Annotated in this window: 17 protein-coding genes and 3 tRNA genes; 11 read left to right on the top strand and 9 right to left on the bottom strand. The window is 65.8% G+C overall.

Annotated elements, in window-relative coordinates; genetic code table 11:
* Nucleotides 1–35 precede the first annotated feature (35 nt).
* Together flhA and G9V96_RS07045 are read left to right on the top strand one after the other, a co-directional pair.
* A complete protein-coding gene (flhA, locus tag G9V96_RS07050) occupies nucleotides 36–2,084 on the top strand; it encodes a flagellar biosynthesis protein FlhA (RefSeq protein WP_168582402.1) in 2,049 nt (682 codons plus the stop codon).
* Nucleotides 2,059–2,442 carry a hypothetical protein gene (locus tag G9V96_RS07045; protein ID WP_168582401.1) on the top strand — a complete coding sequence of 128 codons (384 nt, stop codon included), beginning with the start codon at nucleotides 2,059–2,061 and terminating at the stop codon, nucleotides 2,440–2,442. The genes flhA and G9V96_RS07045 overlap by 26 nt, the downstream gene beginning before the upstream one ends.
* A 405-nt stretch (nucleotides 2,443–2,847) precedes the next feature.
* Here the strand turns inward: G9V96_RS07045 and G9V96_RS07040 are convergent, their stop codons facing one another.
* From G9V96_RS07040 to dapA, 4 genes are read right to left on the bottom strand one after another with little or no spacing between them, the layout of a single operon-like run.
* Nucleotides 2,848–4,218: an enolase C-terminal domain-like protein gene (locus tag G9V96_RS07040; protein WP_168582400.1), complete on the bottom strand. Its 1,371-nt coding sequence runs from the start codon at nucleotides 4,216–4,218 to the stop codon at nucleotides 2,848–2,850.
* The gene (garR, locus tag G9V96_RS07035; RefSeq protein WP_168582399.1) at nucleotides 4,215–5,111 is read right to left on the bottom strand and encodes a 2-hydroxy-3-oxopropionate reductase; all 897 of its coding nucleotides are present in this window, start codon (nucleotides 5,109–5,111) and stop codon (nucleotides 4,215–4,217) included. Before garR ends, G9V96_RS07040 begins: the two co-directional genes overlap by 4 nt.
* Before the next feature lie 52 nt (nucleotides 5,112–5,163).
* Nucleotides 5,164–6,495 (bottom strand): gluconate:H+ symporter, encoded by a 1,332-nt coding sequence (locus tag G9V96_RS07030; RefSeq protein WP_168582398.1) that lies wholly within the window; start codon nucleotides 6,493–6,495, stop codon nucleotides 5,164–5,166.
* Nucleotides 6,496–6,500: 5 nt separating this feature from the next.
* Complete coding sequence (gene dapA, locus G9V96_RS07025) at nucleotides 6,501–7,421, bottom strand: 4-hydroxy-tetrahydrodipicolinate synthase (protein WP_168582397.1); 921 nt, start codon at nucleotides 7,419–7,421, stop codon at nucleotides 6,501–6,503.
* 178 nt (nucleotides 7,422–7,599) lie between these two features.
* On the opposite strand from dapA, the gene G9V96_RS07020 reads away from it, so the two are divergent.
* On the top strand, nucleotides 7,600–8,373 hold the full coding sequence (locus G9V96_RS07020; protein ID WP_168582396.1) for an IclR family transcriptional regulator: 774 nt from the start codon (nucleotides 7,600–7,602) through the stop codon (nucleotides 8,371–8,373).
* 251 nt (nucleotides 8,374–8,624) lie between these two features.
* On the opposite strand, the gene G9V96_RS07015 is transcribed toward G9V96_RS07020, so the two are convergent.
* The 5 genes from G9V96_RS07015 to G9V96_RS06995 form a co-directional block, all read right to left on the bottom strand.
* Nucleotides 8,625–9,320, bottom strand: coding sequence for a GntR family transcriptional regulator (locus tag G9V96_RS07015; protein ID WP_226913563.1), 696 nt, complete (start codon nucleotides 9,318–9,320; stop codon nucleotides 8,625–8,627).
* A gap of 946 nt (nucleotides 9,321–10,266) precedes the next feature.
* Nucleotides 10,267–10,343, bottom strand: a tRNA-Phe gene (locus tag G9V96_RS07010).
* 12 nt (nucleotides 10,344–10,355) lie between these two features.
* Nucleotides 10,356–10,429: transfer RNA gene (locus G9V96_RS07005), tRNA-Asp, on the bottom strand.
* 27 nt (nucleotides 10,430–10,456) lie between these two features.
* A tRNA-Glu gene (locus G9V96_RS07000) sits at nucleotides 10,457–10,529 on the bottom strand.
* Nucleotides 10,530–10,682: 153 nt separating this feature from the next.
* Nucleotides 10,683–11,738, bottom strand: a complete 1,056-nt coding sequence (locus G9V96_RS06995; protein ID WP_168582395.1) for a PHP domain-containing protein — start codon at nucleotides 11,736–11,738, stop codon at nucleotides 10,683–10,685.
* A 109-nt stretch (nucleotides 11,739–11,847) separates the two neighbouring features.
* On the opposite strand from G9V96_RS06995, the gene glyA reads away from it, so the two are divergent.
* The 8 genes from glyA to G9V96_RS06955 all read left to right on the top strand — a co-directional run bounded on the left by glyA (nucleotide 11,848) and on the right by G9V96_RS06955 (nucleotide 21,282).
* A complete protein-coding gene (glyA, locus tag G9V96_RS06990) occupies nucleotides 11,848–13,119 on the top strand; it encodes a serine hydroxymethyltransferase (protein WP_168582394.1) in 1,272 nt (423 codons plus the stop codon).
* A gap of 68 nt (nucleotides 13,120–13,187) precedes the next feature.
* A complete protein-coding gene (locus tag G9V96_RS06985) occupies nucleotides 13,188–14,315 on the top strand; it encodes a mandelate racemase/muconate lactonizing enzyme family protein (protein ID WP_168582393.1) in 1,128 nt (375 codons plus the stop codon).
* 145 nt (nucleotides 14,316–14,460) lie between these two features.
* Nucleotides 14,461–15,834: an L-serine ammonia-lyase gene (locus tag G9V96_RS06980; protein WP_168582392.1), complete on the top strand. Its 1,374-nt coding sequence runs from the start codon at nucleotides 14,461–14,463 to the stop codon at nucleotides 15,832–15,834.
* Nucleotides 15,835–15,947: 113 nt separating this feature from the next.
* Entirely contained in the window at nucleotides 15,948–16,736 is a 789-nt protein-coding gene (gene yaaA / locus G9V96_RS06975) for a peroxide stress protein YaaA (RefSeq protein WP_168582391.1), read from the top strand.
* A gap of 37 nt (nucleotides 16,737–16,773) precedes the next feature.
* A complete protein-coding gene (gene mgrA / locus G9V96_RS06970; protein ID WP_168582390.1) occupies nucleotides 16,774–17,808 on the top strand; it encodes an L-glyceraldehyde 3-phosphate reductase in 1,035 nt (344 codons plus the stop codon).
* 94 nt (nucleotides 17,809–17,902) lie between these two features.
* Nucleotides 17,903–19,246 carry a TrkH family potassium uptake protein gene (locus G9V96_RS06965; protein WP_168582389.1) on the top strand — a complete coding sequence of 448 codons (1,344 nt, stop codon included), beginning with the start codon at nucleotides 17,903–17,905 and terminating at the stop codon, nucleotides 19,244–19,246.
* A gap of 25 nt (nucleotides 19,247–19,271) precedes the next feature.
* Nucleotides 19,272–20,606: a TrkH family potassium uptake protein gene (locus G9V96_RS06960; protein WP_226913561.1), complete on the top strand. Its 1,335-nt coding sequence runs from the start codon at nucleotides 19,272–19,274 to the stop codon at nucleotides 20,604–20,606.
* Nucleotides 20,599–21,282 (top strand): potassium channel family protein, encoded by a 684-nt coding sequence (locus tag G9V96_RS06955; protein WP_404861431.1) that lies wholly within the window; start codon nucleotides 20,599–20,601, stop codon nucleotides 21,280–21,282. The genes G9V96_RS06960 and G9V96_RS06955 overlap by 8 nt, the downstream gene beginning before the upstream one ends.
* The last annotated feature ends 39 nt before the right edge of the window (nucleotides 21,283–21,321 follow it).

Genomic DNA, 21,321 nt, shown 5'->3' with positions numbered 1-21,321 from the left:
TCAGGGCGCGTTCACGCCAGCTTCGAGAGGCCTGAGTGAAGTCGAGCCTAGCCGGGCAGATCGGTGTCCCCGCAGCCATCATCGGCATTGTCGTGATGATGGTCGTGCCCATGCCGCCATTCGTCATGGATGTGCTGCTGGCCTTCAACATCGCGCTGTCGGTGTTGATCCTTCTGGTGAGCCTGCGGGTCACCAAACCGCTGGACTTCTCGATCTTCCCGGCGTTGCTGCTGCTGGCCACCCTGTTCCGGCTCTCGCTGAACATCAGCTCCACCCGGTTGGTGCTCACCGACGGTTACGCCGGAAAGGTGATCGAGGCTTTCGGGGACTTCGTCGTCGGCGGCTCGATCGTCGTCGGTCTGGTCATCTTCGTCATCCTGATGATCATCCAGTTCACCGTCATCACCAACGGTGCCGGGCGCGTGGCCGAGGTCGCGGCCCGCTTCACCTTGGACGCCCTGCCCGGTAAGCAGATGGCTGTAGACGCCGACCTCAACTCGGGCCTGATCGACGAGGACCAGGCCCGCCAGCGACGCAAGGAAGTCGCCGCCGAAGCAGACTTCTACGGCGCGATGGATGGTGCCTCCAAGTTCGTCAAGGGTGACGCGATCGCCTCGGTCATCATCACGCTGATCAACCTGCTCGGCGGCTTCGTCATCGGTATGGCTCAACGCGGCATGAGCGCCGGGGAGTCCATCAGCACCTACAGCTTGTTGTCCGTGGGTGATGGACTGGTCAGCCAGATCCCGGCGCTGCTGCTGTCGGTGGCGACCGGTCTGATCGTCACCCGCGCCACCACCGAGAACGACATGGGTACCGAACTGCTCGGACAGTTCGGTCGGCAACGCCAATCCGTGCAGATGGCGGGCGCGACCATCCTCATCCTCGGTCTCATCCCCGGGCTGCCCAAGGCCCCTTTCATTCTCATCGGAACGCTGGCCCTGGTCATCGCTGCGCGCCTACCCAAGCCCGGCGAAGAGGTCGAAGACACCCCGGAGATCGACGAGCTGCCCACCCAGCCGCAGAAGGACTCGCCGTTGGCGATCGCCCAGGACATGCGCGTGGAGCCGCTGGAGCTCGAACTGGCCTACGACCTGATCGACCTGGTAGATGCTGCTGCCGGCGGCGACCTGCTGGACCGGGTTCGTGCGCTGCGCCGCAAACTGGCCCAGGAGATCGGCATCGTGGTGCCCCTGGTGCGTACCCGAGACAACCTGGATCTGCCGCCGAGGCACTACGCGATCCGAGTGCACGGTGTGGAGGTGGCCCGCGGTCAAGCCCCGGCCGGCATGGTGTTGGCCATCGGGGACGACCTGGACTCCCTGCCGGGCATGGCGACCCAGGAACCGGTTTTCGGGCTGGAAGCCAAATGGGTTCCGGCGGAGCTGCGCGAACACGTCGCGCTCGCCAACTCCACGGTCGTCGACCGCAGTTCGGTGGTCACTACCCACATGGCTGAAGTGGTGCGGGTGCACGCTGCTCAACTGCTGGGCCGTGAAGACGTGAAGATGCTCGTGGACATGGTGCGCCAGAGCCACCCGGTGGTCATCGAAGAGCTCACCCCGGCGCCGCTGTCGTTGGGCGATGTGCAGCGCACCCTGCAGGCGTTGCTGTCCGAGCGGGTGTGCATCCGAGACCTGGTGCGCATCTTCGAGGCCATGTCGATGCGAGCCAAAGCCAGCCCGGACCCGGAGGGGCTCGTCGAAGCAGCCCGTGGGGCGCTCGGCCCGGCCATCGCGGCCAGCCACGCCGTGGACGGGCGGCTGTCCGTGATCACCTTCGACCCGTTGCTGGAACAGCGGATGTTGGAAACGCTGCGACAGGGAGAGGCAGGCTCGTTCCTGATGATGGATCCCATGGTCGCGGAGCGCATCGCGATGGAGGCCGCGCGTACCGCTCAGGCAGCAGAAGCCGCCGGTAATCCCCCCGTTGTCGTCTGCGCGGCACCACTTCGACTACCGGTGCGGCGGTTGTTGGAAAGCGCCGCGCCGCGCACCCCCGTTCTGTCCTATGCCGAACTCGGCGGGCAGCTCACCCTCGTCACCTCGGGAGTGGTGAATGTCGCGGAAGTCACGGCCGCCTAAGGCCCCCAAGAAGGGGAAGAAGGGCAAGAAGGGCGCCGCCCAGGACGAGCATCTCGAGATCGTCATCGAGGAGTCCGGGCCCCCCTTCGGGCTCGTCGTCCTCATCGCCCTAGTGCTCTCGATCCCGTCCCTGATGTCGTTCATGGACGGCGACATGAGCTTCCAGAACACCGTCATCCGCTTCCTCGGCGCGCTCGCCGTCGCCTGGCTGTTGGTGCAGTTGGTGTACTCGGTCATCGCCTCCTTCGCAGCGCAGGAGCGGACCACGGTCATCACCGAGGGGCCGCCCCCGGGCTATCCGAGCGATCAGTACCGCCCCGCGCCCGACCCGACCCGACGTGAGGAACCGCGTCCCTGAGAACCCGCCGGATATCGCGTCGGTGCGCTGCTGCCCGCTCGGTGAGCCCCTGCAGCGTCCGGTGCTGGGGTGGGCGCCTCGAGCGTCATCGCTCGGGTGTTCAAGCGTCGCCACCGAGACAGTCGCTGCGTGAACGTCCCCCTTTGGGCTAAGACGGGCCTTCCTGGTTCCTGGTTCGATGCTCTCGAGTCGGTAGTAGCACTGACTTCACAGAGCGCCCGCACTTCGAGCGCGTCCTTTACCAGTACGCAGCCAACCGGGAGGCGGTCGCTACGGGGTTATAGGCCCGGACCTAGTCGCTGACACGCCCCATCTCCCACGTCTAGCTACCGCTAGCTGTCGCCTGAGGTGCGGGAAGAGGGCGCATTGCTCTCTTCCCGCATCCTCCGGGGTCGCGCGCGGGCCTCAGCCGTCAGTTGGCTGCTCGGCCCCGACCGGCACCGAGTCGCGAACCAGGCAGGGCCGCTTGTGGTCAAAGATCCAACCCGGTGACAGGAACTGCATACCGATCGAATCGTCACGAGCGCCGTTACCTTCGACCTTGTTCTTGTAGAGCAGGTGTGCGGCACGTACCTGCTCCATGTCAATCTCGATACCGAGACCCGGGCCCTGGACGGCGATCTCCCCACCCGTGATTCTTGGAGGATCCAGTGTCAAGCGCTCGAGGCCCTCCTGCCAGATCCAATGCGTGTCCAAGGCGTTGTAGGCCCCGGGAGCAGCTGCCCCGCAGTGCGCGATCATTGCCAACGATATGTCGAAGTGGTTGTTGGAGTGACAGCCCCATGTCAGCCCCATGTCATGGCAGAGCTGTGCAACCCGGACCGACCCCTGCATCGTCCAGAAGTGTGGGTCGGCCAGCGGGATGGAAACCGATTGCAGGGCAATTGAGTGCATCATCTGGCGCCAGTCGGTCGCGACCATGTTGGTGGCTGTGGGTAGGCCGGTCGCGCGACGGAACTCTGCGAGCACCTCACGTCCGGAGAAACCGTTCTCGGCGCCGCAAGGGTCCTCGGCATAGGCCAGGATGCCGACTTTGTCCTTGCAGAGGTCGACCGCCTCTTCCAGGGACCACGCTCCGTTGGGGTCCAGAGTGATGCGGGCATCCGGGAAGCGTTCCTTGAGTGCTACTACGGCCCTCATCTCCTCGGCGCCGGAGAGCACACCGCCCTTCAGCTTAAAGTCTTCGAAGCCGTAGAGATCGTAGGTTGCCTCGGCCATTGCGACGATTGCTTCGGGGGTGAGGGCCTCCTCGTGGCGAAGGCGATACCACGGGACGTTTGAGTCCTTCTCCCGCACGTAGTCCAGATCGGTCTTGTCGGGGTCACCCACGTAGAACAGATAGCCCAGCGCCTTAACGCTGTCGCGAACCTGGCCGTCACCCAGCAGAGCAGCGACCGGGAGGTCGACGAACTTGCCGTAGACGTCTAGGAGAGCCGACTCGATCGCAGTCACGGCGTGAACTGTGGTGCGGAGGTCGTAGGTCTGGAGACCTCGGCCGCCCGAGTCGCGGTCGGAGAAGGTCTCGCCAACCCGGCGAAGGGTGTTGCGGTAGTCCGCGATGGACGTGCCGACTACCAGCTTGGCTGCCTCCTGAATGGTCTCGGTGATCCTCTCTCCGCCTGGAACCTCGCCGACGCCGACGGTACCGGTCGAGTCGGTGAGCACCACGATGTTGCGCGTGAAGTAGGGGCCGTGGGCGCCGGAGAGGTTGAGCTCCATGCAGTCCCTGCCCGCGACGGGGTAGACCTCGAGGCTCGCAACCGTGGGGACGCTCATGAGATCGTCTCGTCCCTGCGCACCTGAGTGTTAGCGAGCTTCTCGTAGTGGCGGACCAGGGCCGAGTGGTCGCTGGTGTCGTAACCGTCGACCGCCAGAGCAGTCATCATCTCGCGGACGGCAGCGGTAAGTGGCAGCGGGACGCCGACCTCGTGAGATGTTGCCAGCGCGTTGTTCAGGTCCTTGATGTGTAGGTTGATCCGGAACCCCGGCGTAATGTTGCCATCCAGCATCATGGGGCCCTTGGCATCGAGCACGGCGCTGCCGGCCAGACCACCGCGAATGGCCGCGAGGACCATCGCGGGGTCGACACCAGCTTTTTGGGCGAGCGTGAAGGCCTCGGCGACCGCCGCGATGTTCAGCGCGACCACAACCTGATTGGCCAGTTTGGCGATATTGCCGGCACCGATCGGGCCGACGTAGGTGACCGAGCCGGCCATGACGTCCAGGACGCCTTCTACCTTGGCAAGAGTCTGCTCGTCGCCACCGACCATTACCGCTAGGGTCCCGTCGATGGCCTTCGGCTCGCCGCCGGACACCGGCGCGTCAAGCATCTTGACGCCCTTGGCTGCTAGGGCTGCGGCAACCTCCCTGGAGGTTATGGGCGAGATCGAAGACATGTCGACGTACACGAGCCCTTCGCGCGCGCCCTCGATCAGCCCATCCGCTCCCAGTGCGACCTCTCGGACCTGCGGTGAGTCGGGGACCATCGTGATAACGAGCTCGACTTGGGCGGCCATCTCCGCAGCAGAGCTAGCGGAGCTGGCTCCGAGTTCCGTCAGCTCCGCAGAGGCGTCGCTGCGATCAAGCACGACGAGCTCGTGGCCCGCATTGAGGAGGTTCTTGGCCATGGGCTTGCCCATGATGCCGAGACCGATAAATCCAACCTTCATGTGACTATCTCCTGATGTCGGGGGAATGGTGTGAGCGAAGGGGGAGCCCGAGTCAGACAGGGCCGAGGATCGCGTTGAGGCTCAGCACACCAAGGAGGCCGAGGACGGCCAGGCAGGTGGTGTATGTCGTGCGCGCCTTGATGGCGTCCATGACGGACAAGTTGAAGTACTCCTTGAACATCCAGAAACCGGGGTCGTTGACGTGGGAGAAGGCGATCGAGCCGCAGGACACTGCGAGGACCATGAGCTCGGGTTGCACGCCGCTGACTGCGGCGATCGGGGCCGCCACGCCCGCAGCGGTGACAACTGCCACGGTGGCCGATCCGAGAGCGATGCGCAGCACAGCTGCGATCACCCAGGCGAGGATGATGGGGGACACATCGAGGCCTCCGGTGATGTCCTTGATGTAGTCGGCGATGCCCGCCTCAACAAGAACCTGCTTGAAGGCACCGCCAGCACCGATGGTCATCAGGATCATGGCCATAGCCTTAGCGGAACCAGTGCAAGAGGCTGCGACCTGCTCCAGGCTGCGACCGATGCGGGGGCCGAGGACGTATGTAGCCACCATGAGCGCGATCATTAGGGAGATGGGGGCCGCGCCGAAAAAGTTGATCCAGGATAAGGCGGTGCTGTTCTTGTCCATGGTCATGTCCGCGACGGCGGCACCGGCGATGAGAACGACCGGGAGCAAGGTGATGACAAGAGACGAGCGCATGCTCGGCATCTCTTCGTCGGTGAAAAGCTTCTCGGAGACCAGGCCGGTCGGAATCGAAGGGTTCATCTTTTTGATGAACGGCAGGCGCGGCCACAACATAGCGATGAAGGCCGCGATCGGCACAGCGAAGAGAAGACCGTAGGCCAGCGTCAGGCCGACGGAGGCGTTAAAAGTTCCGGCGACTGCCGTCGGACCGGGGTGGGGCGGGAGGAAGGAGTGCATCGTCGACAACGCGATCGACATGGGCAGACCGACCCACAGGAGGTTGGTCTTGGTGGCGCGGACCAGCGTGAACGCCACCGGGACAATGATGACGAAGGCTGCCTCGTAGAACATCGTGACGCCGAGGAGCATGGCGCTGATGACCATCGCGGCCTGGACCCCCTTGACGCCGAAGACGTCGACGAGCTTGGAGGCGATGCGCTGGGCAGCACCAGAGTCACCCAGCACCCGACCGAGCATGGCCCCCAGGCCGACCACGAGCATCGTGTCCTTGATCTGACCGCCGAGGCCCTTGGCGAGGGTGTCTGAGATCTCATCGGGGGCGATGCCCATGACGAGCGCCACGCCGATGGCAACGAGGAGCAGAGAGATAAAGCCGTTGAACTTGAACCTCGTCATTAAGACCAGGAGGACGGCGACAGCAATGGCGACGACCAGAAGTGGCATGTGGATCAGCCCTTGCGGCTAGACGGGTTGGGGTTGGTGGTCTCTACCGCTGCGGCAGCGTCCAGGGCTCGCTGTAGGGGAGCCCTGAGGGCCTCCTCGAAGTCCGTGGCCGGGGCGAGACAGTAGCCAGCATCGACGCCGGACATACGCAGGCCCTCTTTAAGGACGACCGGAAAAGTAGCCTGGTCCACTAGGTAGCGCACGGGCGCCAGCTGTTCTTGAAGACGGAGTGCGCGTTCCTGGTCACCTGAGGTCCAGGCGTTGTAGATCTCGGCGACCAGGCGAGGAGCGATGTTGGCTGTCGAGGCTATGGCGCCCTTTGCGCCCATCGCCAAGCCAGCGTAAATGAGGGTGTCCTTGCCCACGAGTACGGCGAAGTTCTCGGGGCACTCCCGCAGGAAGTCTGCAGTGGTACCGAGATTCCCGCTGGAATCTTTGACCCCCACCACGTTGGGCAGGTCGGCCAGCTCGACCGCCGCGGCCACGCTGATGGGGACCAGGGTCTTGCCGGGGTTGTTGTAGAGCAGAACAGGGAGGTCTGTCTCACCTGCGATGGCTCGGAAGTGTGCGACCAACTCGTGTTGTGTGGGGACGACGAAGTAGGGGGTCAGCACGGAAACCGCGTCGACTCCGCCGACGTCGTTGATCATGTGCATCGTCTTGATGCAGTCGCGCGTGGTGATCTCCGACGCGCCGGCATACACCGGGACGCGTCCGGCGACATGCTCGACGGTGATCTCGATGACCCGGCGCTTCTGCTCGTCGGTGAGACCGAAGATCTCCCCGGAACTGCCAAGGACAAAGACGCCGTGTACGCCTCCGTTGATCGTGTGGTCCAGGGCGTCTTTGAGGCCCTGCTCTATGAGCTCACCTTCGCGTGTCAGCGGCGTGACCATCGCGGGGATCGCTCCACATGGCTCGAACATCGTCGAGTTCCCTTCATGGGTGACGGTGTGGGGATGTCGTCCAGCCTTGTAGGCCTCCCCACGGCATGTTGTGACTATATGTCTTCATATGTAGATCATGTCTAGTGATGTGAATTAAGTTTTCAGACAGTGCGCCAGTGCGCGGCTAGAGTTGGGACGTCCCGCCCTAGGAGGTGTTATGGCTGACGACGTGGTTGGCGTCCGCGAGGTTAAGTCCGCCGTGCGGACCGTAGAGGTGCTTGAGTACCTCGCAGGTCGACAGGCCAACCCGGCGCGGCTCAAGGAGGTCGCCGACGGCGTCGATGCGCCGAGGTCGAGCACGTATGCGTTGCTCAAGACGCTGATCGGCTGTGGGTGGGTACAGGTCGATGAGAGTGGGAACTTCTACAGCCTGGGGATCCGCGTGCTCATCGCGGGTACGTCGTTCATCGATTCAGACCCGCACGTGCGAGTCGTTCGGCCGATCATCGCTGACCTCGCGGCTCGCCTTAACGAAACCATCCATCTTGGCCGGCTCGACGGGGACCAGATTGTCTACCTCGCCACTCAGGAGTCGCACCAGGAGATCAGAGGGTTCAATCGGGTGGGGCGCAGGCTTCCGGCCTGGGCGACCTCACTAGGAAAGGCGCTTCTCGCGGAGCGCACGGCCAAGGCTCTGGAGCTTCCCCGACGGCTCCAGGCGTTGACGCCTCATACGATCACCGACCGTCAGGACCTGCTCGAGGATCTAGAGCGCACGCGTCAGCGGGGTTATTCAATCGATCGTGAGGAAAATACGCTGGGGTTGCAGTGCTACGGCATGGCGCTCCACTATGGCAGTCCGGCAATGGATGCCATCAGCTGCTCGGTTCCTCTGACGCGGCTCACCCCGGAGCACGAGTCGAAGATTTTAGATGCCCTATCAGGGGCGCGCCTGCGAATAGAGCAGTCGGCGCCCCTATTCACCCGGTGACGGCCTCTCAAGCCCGGTTCTGTAGACCGTAGCCAGCGTGCGTCGCCAGCTGTCTTCGCTCCAGCATCCTGCCCATGATCTCGTCGCGTGCGAGCTCCAGCCCAGACAGATCCCCGCGCGGTACGGTGATCCGCTGCCCGCTGCCCGCTGCCCGCTGCCCGCTGCCCGCTGCCCGCGGGTCAGGAAGGCGTGGACGCGGTCCCGCCGCCCCTGGGGGGGCGCAGTTCGTCCGCGTATACGTCGACCCCTGCTCAGCGTCGTGCGCTGAGGCTGCCGCCGCCGTTGCCGGGGCCGGTGTTCGAGGCCCCCAGGACGCGGGTCCGGCCAAGACGCAAGTGGGTGCGCAGCCGGGACAGGTAGGCGTCCAGGTCGCCTTCTTCGAAGGTCTGAGCCAAAGCCAGGTGTTCCTGGTAAGAGGCCTCGAGGCGCTCTGCCAAGCCGCGCGGGCTACGCGAGGCCAGCCGTCGCTGACGGTCGCGCAGGCTGCGCATGTAGTCACCCAGAAAAGGGTTGCCGCAGGCCTCCACGAGCACCAGGTGGAACGCCGTGTCGGCGTCGAGATAATCCAGGTAGGAGCGGGCCCGCAGGTGCGTCTGCTGCTGGGCCAGGATGCGCCACATGGCGTCGGTGAGCTCCCTGGGGGGCTCAGCGTTCTCGGTGAGTACCTTCGTCGCGGCGAAGGTTTCGATGAGTTCGCGCGCCTCCATGACAGAGGCGGCCTCCTCATCAGAGACAGGCACCACCACCGCCCCCCGCTTGGGGTACAGCTCGAGCAGACCCTCGGACTGCAGACGGAGGAACGCCTCACGCACCGGGGTGCGACTGATACCCAGCGACGTCGACACCTGACCTTCGGTGATGACGTCGCCGCCGGCATGTACCCCGTCAAGAATCTTCTCGCGGGTCTCCGCGTAGGCGCGCTCGGTCGCCGACATAGGCCGTGTCATGTAATTCCCTCCCCGCCAGTCCGAACGCATGTGTACGCCAGACACCTGCGATCCATGCGGTGCTTCGGTCCCCCAAGACTGACGCTTTCCACTCATGACGGTAAGTCATCCAAACCCCCTCCGCAACTACATCGCTGCAGGTGAGAGGGGGTTTAACGCGGTCGGTTGTCCAACTGCAGGCCTTGTGGACGAGCGTCAAAAATGCTGTTTTCGGGGTTTGAGTCCAGGGTTGTCGGCCATCTGAGAGCCGGCCTGCAGCCCGCGCGGGACGGCCGAGCCACCGGTACAGGACCGGCGTCCAGTTGACGCCGGGCGGGTCTGCATCAGGGGAGCCGGCGGGAGTTTGACATCGACATGGCGGGCGCCAGATGGCTGCCGTCCGGCCCCAGGTCGGATACTGCTGCGAACCCCGATTACGCGGGAAAAGGCACCGCAGGGGCCTGTAAAGCAGGGTGGGCGACCCAAGCGGGCAGCGGAACGTCGCTGGCGCCGCGCGGCTACCGCGTTGCCGCAGACCCGCCGGGGCCTTCGCGGGTGGGACCACGCAAGCCGTTCCGCACCGACCTCGCTGCGACCCAACGCGGCTCAGCCTGTCGGGTCGTGCAGGGCGCGCTCGCGGGCCCCCTGCTCGGTAGGTCCTCAGAACGGCCCCGGCGGTTCCCGGCTCCGAGCTGGAGCAGGACTTGTGACGTAGATCTCACCCCGGCGCGGTCCTGATCGGCCCCGGCGGAGCCTCTTCCGGCTGGGGAGAAGATCGCCGCTGAGAAAGAACAGCGGCGGCTCAGGGCGAAGACCAGGGCTGGGGGTCGGCGCGTTTCCGTCGCTGGACGCCGGCGTGCTGAATGTTGCCGGTCCGGCCCGATACCGGCGGTGGCGACTCCGGTCGTGGCGGCCCGGAGCGGGGAATGACGAAAGGCGCCTGGAGAACCAGGCGCCTTCATCGTCGTGGTGGCCAGGGGCGGGGTCGAACCGCCGACCTTCCGATTTTCAGTCGGACGCTCGTACCAACTGAGCTACCTGGCCCTGCAAATTGAGCGACCCCGACCGGGCTCGAACCGGCGACCTCCGCCGTGACAGGGCGGCGCGCTAACCAACTGCGCTACGGGGCCTCGTAATGAGGGTCAAACTTTACTGCGTATCCCCAACGGGATTCGAACCCGTGCTACCGCCGTGAAAGGGCGGGGTCCTAGGCCGCTAGACGATGGGGACCTGTGCGTTTGTCACTCGCCAGGCCTCGCCGTCTTCATGCTCACGACCGAGCAGCTTGGTCCGTCGAGGACTTGAGAAAGCATAGGCGACGATCCGTCCAACACCCAAATCGGGGTTCCGCGGGGCCTGAAACGCAACCGAATTTCGGCCCGGTCAAGGCCGTGACCAGCCCAAAAGCCGATCCAAGCCCCAAGTGGTCACGATTCGCTCCGGCGGCACTTGCAGGCGCTGCGCGCGTTCTGCGCCGTAGGCAAGGAAGTCCAACTGCCCCGGGGCGTGGGCATCGGTGTCGATGCTGAACAGGCAGCCGGCCTCCAGCGCCAGGGTGATCAGCTCATCGGGAGGGTCGCAACGTTCGGGGCGGGAGTTGATCTCGACGGCGACGTCGTTCTCCGCGCAGGCGGCGAAAACGGCGGCGGCGTCAAACTGGCTCTGGGGTCGGGTGCCACGCCCCCCGGCAACGAGCCGACCGGTGCAGTGGCCGAGAACGTTCACCCGAGGGTTGCGCACCGCGGCCAGCATCCGCCGGGTCATCGCGGAACGCTCCATGCGCAGTTTGCTGTGCACCGACGCCACCACCACATCGAGGCGGTCCAACAGCCGCGGATCCTGATCCAGCGAGCCGTCATCCAGGATGTCGACCTCGATGCCGGTCAACAGTCGAAAGTCTTCGCCGGTGGTTTCCAGATGCTCATCGATGTGTTCCACCACCACGATCTGGTTGGCCAAACGCTCCGGGGACAGTCCGTTGGCCACCCGCAGCCGGGGGGAGTGGTCGCTCAACACCAGGTAGTCGCGCCCCAACTCCATCGCGGTAGCCACCATCTCCTGGATGGGGGCCCCGCCATCGGACCAGTCCGAGTGGCTGTGCAGATCACCGCGCAACTGCGCGAGCAACTCCTGCCCGTCCTGGGCCAGTGGACCCGCCAAGCTGGCCAGGTCTTGCAGATACTCCGGCTCCTGCCCGGCCAGGCATTGCGCGATGACCTTGCCGGTGCTGGCCCCGATCGCGGGCAACTCCTGTAGCGTGCCCGCCTCGGCACGAGCCTGCAGTTCCTGCGGCGGGACCGCCATCACCGCAGCAGCCGCCTTGCGGAATGCCTCGATCTTTCGGGTCTGCCCTTGGGTGCGTTCCAGCAGGAACGCGATCCGACGAAGAGCGTCGATCGGCTCCCAGGCATCTGCAGAGTTCTCCGGTGCGCTGCGCATGTCTCTCTCCTACGGCACACCCGGCCCGCGGGCAAGCGCACCGGCTCTATCGCGGCGCTTCCTTCGAGACTGCCCGCGCGCAGCGGCCAGTCTCTGGAACACTGCAACCATGAACCTGCTGAACCAGCCGCTGTCCGCGGTCGACCCAGAAATCGCCCAGGCACTCGACGCCGAACTCGCGCGTCAGGAAAACACGCTGGAGATGATCGCGTCGGAGAACTTCGCCCCGGTCGCGGTCATGCAAGCGCAGGGTTCGGTGGCGACGAACAAGTACGCCGAGGGATACCCCGGCCGCCGCTACTACGGCGGCTGCGAACACGTCGACGTCACCGAGAAACTGGCCATCGAGCGCTTGAAGTCCCTGTTCGGCGCGGGCTACGCCAACGTTCAGCCGCACTCCGGCGCCCAGGCCAACACAGCTGTGTTCTTCGCGCTGCTGCAGCCCGGGGACACCATCCTCGGTCTCGACCTCGCGCACGGCGGGCACCTGACCCACGGCATGCGCCTGAACTACAGCGGCAAGATGTTCAACGTCGTCCCCTACCACGTGGGCGAGGACGGCCTCGTGGACATGGACGAGGTGGCCGAGCTGGCCAAGGAACACAAGCCGAAGATGATCATCGCCGGCTGGTCGGCCTACCCCCGCCACCTCGACTTCAAGGCCTTCCGGGAGATCGCCGATGAGGTCGGTGCCTACTTCATGGTCGACATGGCCCACTTCGCCGGTCTGGTCGCCGCGGGGCTGCACCCCAACCCGGTGCCACATGCCCACGTCACCACCTCGACCACGCACAAGACGCTGTGCGGACCGCGCGGTGGCGTCATCCTCACCAACGAGCTGGACTTGGCCAAGAAGTTCAACTCGGCCGTCTTCCCGGGTATGCAGGGCGGTCCGCTGGAGCACGTCATCGCCGCCAAGGCCGTCTCCTTCAAGCTGGCCGCCGAGCCGGAGTTCAAGGAGCGCACCGAGCGCACGCTCTCCGGCGCCAAGATCCTCGCCGAGCGGTTAACCCAGCAGGACATGGCCGACCTGGGCGTGCGTGTGCTGACCGGCGGCACCGACGTGCACCTGGTGCTGGTCGATCTCCGGGACAGCGAACTGGACGGCAAGCAGGGCGAGGACCAGCTGCACCGCATCGGCATCACCGTCAACCGCAACGCGGTCCCCAACGACCCGCGCCCGCCGATGGTGACCTCGGGTCTGCGGATCGGCACCCCGGCGCTGGCCACGCGCGGCTTCGGTGACGCAGAGTTCGCTGAGGTCGCCGACATCATCGCGGCCGCGCTGCACCCGCAGCTGTCCGACGAGGAAGCCGCCGCGCTGCGGGCCCGCGTCGAAGCCCTCGCGGGCCGCTTCCCGCTGTACCCAGCTCTGGCCTGAGCCTTACTGACGGCCCCGCCCCCTGTCCGGGGGCGGGGCCGTCAGCGTTTCTGCACGAAAGGGTGTCCATGAACGTCGTCGCTGCCCGTCTCTGGGCCATCGAATTGCCGTTGCGTGAGCCGTTCGTGGTGGCTTACGGCAGGTGGGAGGCGATGCCTGCGGTCATCGTGGAACTCATCGATGAGCAGGGGCGCAGCGGGTGGGGCGAAGGGGTGCCCGACGAGATCGTCACCGCCGAGCACCTGCATGGCACGTTCGAGATCCTGCGGCGACTGCTGCTGCCGCGGATCGTCGGCTGCCGCGTCGCCGACATCGAAGCCGTGCACGCCAGGATGGACGCAGTCATCAGCGGAAACACCGCCGCCAAGGCGGCGATCGACCTGGCCTTGCACGACCTACTCGGCCAGGCGGGCGGCCTACCCGTGTACGACCTGGTCGGTGGGCGCAGCAACACCGAGTTGAGCTACCCGCGGGTGGTGCCCATCGGCGACCCGGCGGCGATGGCAGAGCAAGCGGCGCTCGCGGTGGGCAGCGGGTACGCCAGCGTCAAGATCAAAGTGGGGCAAGGCGATCCGCGACTGGACGTGGAGCGGGTGCATGCGGTCTCGCAGGCCGTAGCCGACCGGGTTCCAATCCGGGTGGACGCCAACCAGGGGTGGCAACGCCCGGATGTGGCGATCCGGGCCATCCGAGCGATGTCCGGCTGCGGGGTGTGCTGGGTGGAGGAACCCATCCGGGCCGGGGACATCGCGGGGCTGGCCGAAGTCCGCCGCGCGGTCGAGGTGCCGATCATGGCCGACGAGACCTGCCACGGGCCGGAGTCGCTGCTGGCCATCATCGCGGCGCGAGCGGCGGACCTGGTCAACATCAAGCTGATGAAGACCGGTGGCATCCACCCGGCGCTGGCGATGTGCCAGCTTGCCCACGCGGCGGGCCTGCGGGTGCAGATCGGATCGATGGTGGAGTCCTCCCTCGGCTCAGCGGCCGGCTACCACGTGGCCACCGCCCGGGGCGGTGTCGTCTCTACCGAACTCACCGGACCGTTGCTGTTCTCCCGCGAGATCGGTGACCTGCGCTACGAGCCGCCGCTGGTCCACCTGAGCCAACAGCCCGGTCTTGGGGTGAGCGTCGATGTCGAGGCGGTCGCCGAGCTGTCGGTGGCCCACGCCGAGGTCGGCGCGACCGCGGCTCGCTGAGCAGATCGGGGCGCGGACGCAGCGCCCAAGGTGCGGCTGACCAACCGCGCTGCCGGGGTGGGGCCGCGTTCGCCCCTAGCAGTCGCGCGGGGTACGGTGCCAAATCGACCTTGTGTCGATCGACACATCCCTGATGGAGGACTGCATGGCGCTCAGCGTGTTCGACCTGTTCTCCGTTGGTATCGGGCCTTCGAGCTCCCACACCGTCGGCCCGATGCGGGCGGCCCACACTTTCGTCGAAGGGCTTCGTGACTCCGGCCGACTCACCCCCACCACGCGGGTCCGGGCCGAGCTGTTCGGTTCCCTCGGGGCCACCGGGCACGGGCACGGCACGGCGACCGCAGTATTGCTGGGGCTCAGTGGGGAGAAACCGGAGCTGGTTGATCCGCGCAGCGTGGCCGGGGAACTCCAGCGGATCCGCAGCACCGGGCGGTTGCGGCTGTTGGGCGAGCACGAGATCAGCTTCGACGAGGACAACGACCTGATCCTGCACCGCAACCGCAGCCTGCCCCTGCACCCCAACGGCATGACCTTCTTCGCCTTCGACGAGGCCGGGCATCAGATCGCCGACCGCACCTCCTACTCCATCGGCGGCGGCTTCGTCGTCGGGGAGGGCGCGGACGGCAACACCGCTATCGTCGAGGATCAGACGCCGGTGGCATTCCCGTTCCACAGCGGTGAAGAGCTGCTCGCCCAATGCCGCGACAACGGCATGTCCATCGCGGGCGTGATGCTGGCCAACGAGTTGTCCTGGCGGCCCGAGACGCAGGTTCGTGAAGGTCTGCTGCACATCTGGTCGGTGATGTGCGAGTGCATCGATGCAGGTTCGCACACCGAGGGTGTGCTGCCCGGGGGACTTCGGGTCCGCCGACGCGCCCCGGATCTGTACCGGAGGCTGCAACTTGAGACCGACAGCGTGGACCCGCTGCGCGGAATGGACTGGTTGACGCTGTACGCCCTGGCGGTCAACGAGGAGAACGCCGCAGGTGGCCGGATCGTCACCGCCCCGACCAACGGCGCCGCCGGCATCATTCCGGCCGTGCTGCGCTACTACCGGACCTTCGTTCCGGGAGCCAGCGATGAAGGCGTCATCCGGTTCCTGCTCACAGCCGGTGCCATCGGAACCATCTACAAGGAGAACGCCTCGATCTCTGGCGCCGAAGTGGGCTGCCAGGGCGAGGTCGGCTCTGCCTGCTCGATGGCTGCTGCCGGGATGGCCGAAGTCCTCGGCGGTACCCCGGACCAGGTGGAGAACGCCGCCGAGATCGGCATGGAACACAATCTCGGGCTCACCTGCGACCCGGTCGGCGGACTCGTGCAGATTCCGTGCATCGAGCGCAACGCGGTGGCTGCGGTCAAGGCCGTCACTGCGGCGCGCACGGCACTACGCGGCGACGGGCGCCAGGTCGTCTCACTGGACAAAGTGGTGCGCACGATGCGCCAGACCGGGGCCGACATGAAGGACAAGTACAAGGAGACTGCGCGCGGCGGCCTGGCCGTCAACGTCATCGAGTGCTGAACCACCAACGTTCGAGCCTCGGGAACGGTGGCACGAGAAGGCGGGGCAAGCCCGGAACGAGTTCGGGCAGGGTGTGCTGGGTGCAGCGATGCTCCGGCAGGTACGGTGCGAACGTGCTCACGTTGCTGTCTCCGGCCAAGTCTCTCGATCTCGACTCCCGCCTCCCAACCCGCAAACACACCCAGCCGCGGATGTTGTCGGAGTCCGAAAAGCTCGTCGAGGTGATGCGGGGCAAGAGCCCCGAGGATCTCAGCGACCTGATGGGTATCTCCCCGGAATTGGCCGAGCTCAACGTCGAACGGTTCGCCCAGTTCAGCACCCCGTTCACGCCGAAGAACGCTCGCCCGGCGGTGTTCATGTTCGCCGGTGACGTCTATCAGGGGCTGGATGCCGCGCGCCGGTTCGACGCTCGTGACTTCACCGAGGCGCAGAAGACCCTGCGGATCCTCTCCGGCCTGTACGGGCTGTTGCGCCCGTTGGACCTGGTGCAGGCCTACCGCCTGGAGATGGGCACCCGGTTGGCGACCGAACGCGGGGACTCGCTCTATCAGTGGTGGGGCTCGCAGCTCACCGAACAGGTGCAGGCCGACCTGGCGGATTCGCCCGGTCCCGACGTCGTCGTCGACCTGGCCTCTCAGGAGTACAGCAGTGTGCTGGACCTGGACGGGTTGGACGCCCGCGTCATCGCCCCCCGCTTCGAGGACCAGGGACCCAAAGGTGACTGGAAGGTCATCTCCTTCTCGGCCAAGCGCGCCCGGGGGCTGATGGCCGGTTGGATCGTGCAGAACCGGGTTCGGTCAGCGCGGGCGCTGACCGATTTCGACGAAGGTGGCTACTGCTACGAAGCCGCCCTCTCCGAGCCCGATGTGCCGGTCTTCCGACGTCCACGCCAGAGAGCCTGACTGCACCTCGCTCGTCGAGGTCGGGCAGGATAGAGCGATGAGCGAGTACTGCGCGGCGCCCGGGCGCTACGACGAGATGACCTACCGCTTCTGTGGGAACAGCGGCCTGCAACTGTCGGCGATCAGCCTGGGGCTGTGGCAGAACTTCGGCGACGACACTCCGCACGAGGTGCAGCGCGCCATCGTGCGCCGTGCCTTCGACAGGGGAGTCACCCATTTCGACCTCGCCAACAACTACGGCCCGCCCTACGGCCAAGCCGAACTCAACTTCGGACGGATGCTCACCCAGGACCTGGCCCCCTACCGCGACGAGATCATCATCTCCACCAAAGCCGGTTGGGACATGTGGCCCGGCCCGTACGGACAAGGCGGCGGCTCGCGTAAGTATCTGCTGGCCAGCCTGGACCAGTCGCTGCGACGGCTCGGCGTCGACTACGTCGACATCTTCTACTCTCACCGCTTCGACCCCCAGACCCCCATCGAGGAGACGATGCGGGCCCTGGACCAGGCGGTGCGCTCCGGCAAGGCGCTGTATGCCGGGATCTCCAGCTACTCGGCGACCAAGACGCGCGAGGCAGCCGTGATCGCTCGTGAGCTGGGCACGCCGCTGCTCATCCACCAACCGAGTTACAACCTGCTGAACCGGTGGAGCGAGGAGCAGAACCTGCTGGATGAGCTGGAGGCGCAGGGGATGGGCTGCATCGCCTTCTCTGCGCTGGCCCAGGGCGTACTCACCGACCGCTACCTGGATGGGGTGCCGGCCGACTCGCGCGCCGCGCGAGCAGGGTCGCTGAAGAAGGAGAACCTTGACGAAGCGACGATGAGCCACGTCCGGAACCTGAACGAGGTCGCCAAGGAGCGCGGCCAGACCCTGGCGCAGATGGCCATCGCGTGGGTGCTGCGCGATCCCCGGATGACCTCGACCGTGCTGGGTACAAGCAGCCTGGAGCAACTCGACATGAACCTCGACGCGCTGGCGAACCTGGAGTTCTCGCAAGCGGAACTGCAGCGGATCGAAACGGACGCCGTCGACTGCGGGTTGAACCTGTGGGCGGCGCAGACGGCGGAGTGAGCCTGCAGCGCCTGGGCCGCTGCTGTGGCGCTGGCGAAGCGTCACTTACTGTTGACAGGTCCTTTCGACGATCCGGGCGTAGAGCGGGGTGGGCATGGCGCGCGGTGTCGTCTCACGGCTGCTGAACCGCCCGGTGCGGCTGGTCCCGGCCGCGTTCTTCGGAGTCATCCTGCTCGGCACGCTGTTGCTGCTCGTGCCTGCTGCGCACGCGGACGGGCACGTGCGGCCGTTGGCGGCCGCCTTCACCGCCGTCTCGGCGACCTGCATCACCGGCCTCACCGTGGTCGACACGGCGACCTACTGGACGCCGTACGGACAGGCGGTCATCATGCTGCTCACCCAGATGGGTGGGTTCGGCATCATGTCGATCGCGACCCTGCTGGCCATCCTGGTCAAGGGCCACATCGAGCTGTCGGGCACGTTGGCGGTCCAGACCGAGACGCAGGCGCAGACACTCGGTCAGGCTCGGCGGATCGTCGTACGCATCGCCGGGAGCATGCTCATCGCCGAGTCGATCGCGGCGGTGCTGCTCACACTCCGGTTCTGGATCCACGGTGGTATGCCCTTCCCCCGGGCGCTGTGGCACGGCGCTTTCTACGCCTGCATGGCGTTCACCAACGCCGGTTTCGCCCTGCATAGCGACAGCATCATGAGCTTCGTCTTGGACCCGTACCTCATCGTCGTCATGTGCCTGACCGTGCTGGCCGGCAGCGTCGGCTACCCCGTCTTCTGGGAGTTGCTCAAAGGCTGGCGCCGACCCCACTACTGGACGGTGCACACCAGGCTCACCGTCTACGGGTTCGCGGTGCTTTTCACGGTGATGTTCTTCGCCTTCCTCGTCTTCGAGTGGCAGAACCCGGACACCATCGGTTCGATGCCGGTGCACCAGAAACTGTCCGCCGCGATGGCCGGGGCGGTCATGCCGCGCTCGGCGGGGTTCAACATCGTCGACTACGGGCTTGTCCAGGACGAGACGATCATCACCACGATCGCGATGATGTTCATCGGAGGCGGCAGCGCCGGCACCTCAGGGGGCATCAAGGTCTCGACGTTCTTCCTGCTCGCCTTCCTACTGCTGGCGGTTAGCCGGGGTGAACGCGATGTCACCGTCGCGCACCGGCGCATCGGGGATGAGACCCTGCGTCAGGCGGTCACGGTGGCACTGTTGGCGGTGGCGTGCGTCGTCAGCGGCACGATGATTCTGGCGATGTTGACCGACCTACCGTTGGAAGCCGTGCTTTTCGACGTGAACTCCGCCTTCGGCACGGTTGGCCTCTCGATGGGAATCACCCCCGAGTTGCCCCCGGGCGGCCAGTTGACCTTGATGGTGTTGATGTTCCTGGGGCGGGTCGGCACCTTCACGGTGGCCTCAGCGCTGGCATTGCGCACTGCCACTCGGCATTACCATCTTCCCGAGGAACGTCCCATCGTGGGATGACCCGGCAGCGAAATCGGGGGAGAGCGTGGAGCTGAAACGCACGCTTGCGGTGCCGGCACGCATCGTTCCGCTGGCTTTTCTTGCGGCCATCACAACCGGGACGTTGCTGCTGATGCTGCCCATCGCGCACGTCTCCGGCGTGGTCGACCCGATCGCTGCGGCCTTCACGGCGGTGTCCGCGACCTGTGTCACCGGACTGATCGTCGTGGATACCCCCACCTACTGGACCACCTTCGGCCAGGTCGTCATCATGCTCCTCATTCAGGTGGGCGGCTTCGGGATCATGACACTGGCCACCCTGCTCACCCTGCTCGTGAGCGGACGGCTGCCGCTAGCGAGTTCGCTGGTGGCCCAGGCGGAGACGCACACCCTGGCGTTGGGTGACGTTGCCACCGTGCTGCGGCGCGTCCTGATCAGTGTGGCCGCTGCGGAGGGTTTCATCGCGGTGCTGCTGACGATCCGGTTCCGCACCGTCTACGACGAGCACCTCTCGACCGCGCTGTGGCACGGCATCTTCCACGCCATCTCAGCCTTCAACAATGCCGGCTTCGCGTTGTACAGCGACAACATGGTCGGGTTCGTCTCGGACCCGTGGATCATCCTGCCGATCTGCACCGCGATCATCGCCGGTGGTATCGGCTTCCCGGTCTTCTTCGAGTTGCGTACCCGGTGGCGTCACCCATCGTCCTGGACGGCACACACCCGCCTCACGGTCGTCGGGTACACGACCCTGCTCATCGTCGGGGTGCTCACCTTCGTGGCCTTCGAGTGGAACAACCCGGGCACGCTGGGGCCGCTGGGTCTGGACGGCAAGATCATCGGCTCCGTGGCCGGTGGTGTCTTCCCTCGCACTGCGGGCTTCAACAGCATCGACTACGGCCAGATCCGCCCGGAGACCCTCGTCATCAACCTCGTGCTGATGTTCGTGGGCGGTGGCAGCGCCGGAACGGCCGGCGGGGTGAAGGTCACCACGTTCTTCCTGCTCGCCTTCGTCATCCTGGCCGAGATGCGCGGTGAGGAGCAGGTGCGCATCGGTTCGCGCGCGATCGCCCCCCGCGCTCAGCGTCAGGCGCTTAGCGTCGCGCTCCTAGGAGCGGGGGTGGTGGGGACCGCCACCATCGCCTTGGTCATGGTCACCTCCCAGCCCCTCGAGCGAGTCGTGTTTGAGACGGTGTCGGCGTTCGGCACAGTGGGGCTGTCGATGAACCTCACCCCGGAACTGTCAACCCCGGCACGTCTGGTTGTGATGGCGGTGATGTTCTGCGGCAGGGTGGGAACCATCACGGTCGCTTCGGCGCTGGCGTTCTCGTCATCTCGCCGCATGTACCACCTCCCGGAGGAGCACCCCATTGTTGGATAAAAAACGTAAGGCCGTCGCTGAGTCGGTCCTCGTCGTCGGGTTGGGCCGCTTCGGTAGCGCGGTGGCCAGCTCCCTGGTCGGCATGGACAAAGAGGTCATGGCTATCGACTCCAACGCTTTGCTGGTGCAGCGTTGGTCCAACGAATTGACCCACGTCGTCCAGGCCGACACCACCGACGAAGAGGCGCTGCGGCAGCTGGGGGTGGCCTCCTTCGACCGCGCCGTCGTCGCCATCGGTTCCGACATCGAAGCCAGTGTGCTGACCGTGCTCGCCTTGGCGGAGGCGGGGGTGCAGGAGATCTGGGCCAAGGCCATAACGAGCAAGCACGGCAAGATCCTGGAACGGGTCGGCGCTCACCACGTCGTCTACCCCGAGCGAGCGATGGGCCTGCGGGTCGCCCACCAGATTGTGGGTTCCATGGAGGACTTCATGGAGTTCGAGGGCGGCTACGCCCTGGCTCGCATCGCCGCGCCGACGATTACCTGGGGAGTTCCCTTGGGTAAGTCCGACATTCGCAGTCGCCACCGCATCACCGTCGTGGGGATCAAAAAGCGTGCCCAGGGCTTCAGCTACGCCGACCAAGAGACGATCCCGCGCGCGGGCGACGAGCTGATCATCTCGGGTTCGGTTCGTGCCGTGGAGAAGTTCTCTTCCCTGCCGCACAGCACCGGCTGAGAAGTTCGGCCGGGCCCGGGGGCCTGAGGGATGATGGAG

Origin of the sequence: Gephyromycinifex aptenodytis (genome assembly GCF_012277275.1) — a bacterium.
Lineage (GTDB): Bacteria > Actinomycetota > Actinomycetes > Actinomycetales > Dermatophilaceae > Gephyromycinifex > Gephyromycinifex aptenodytis.
The sequence above is the reverse complement of the archived record's forward strand: the minus strand, read 5'-3'. Positions and strand labels throughout refer to the sequence as shown.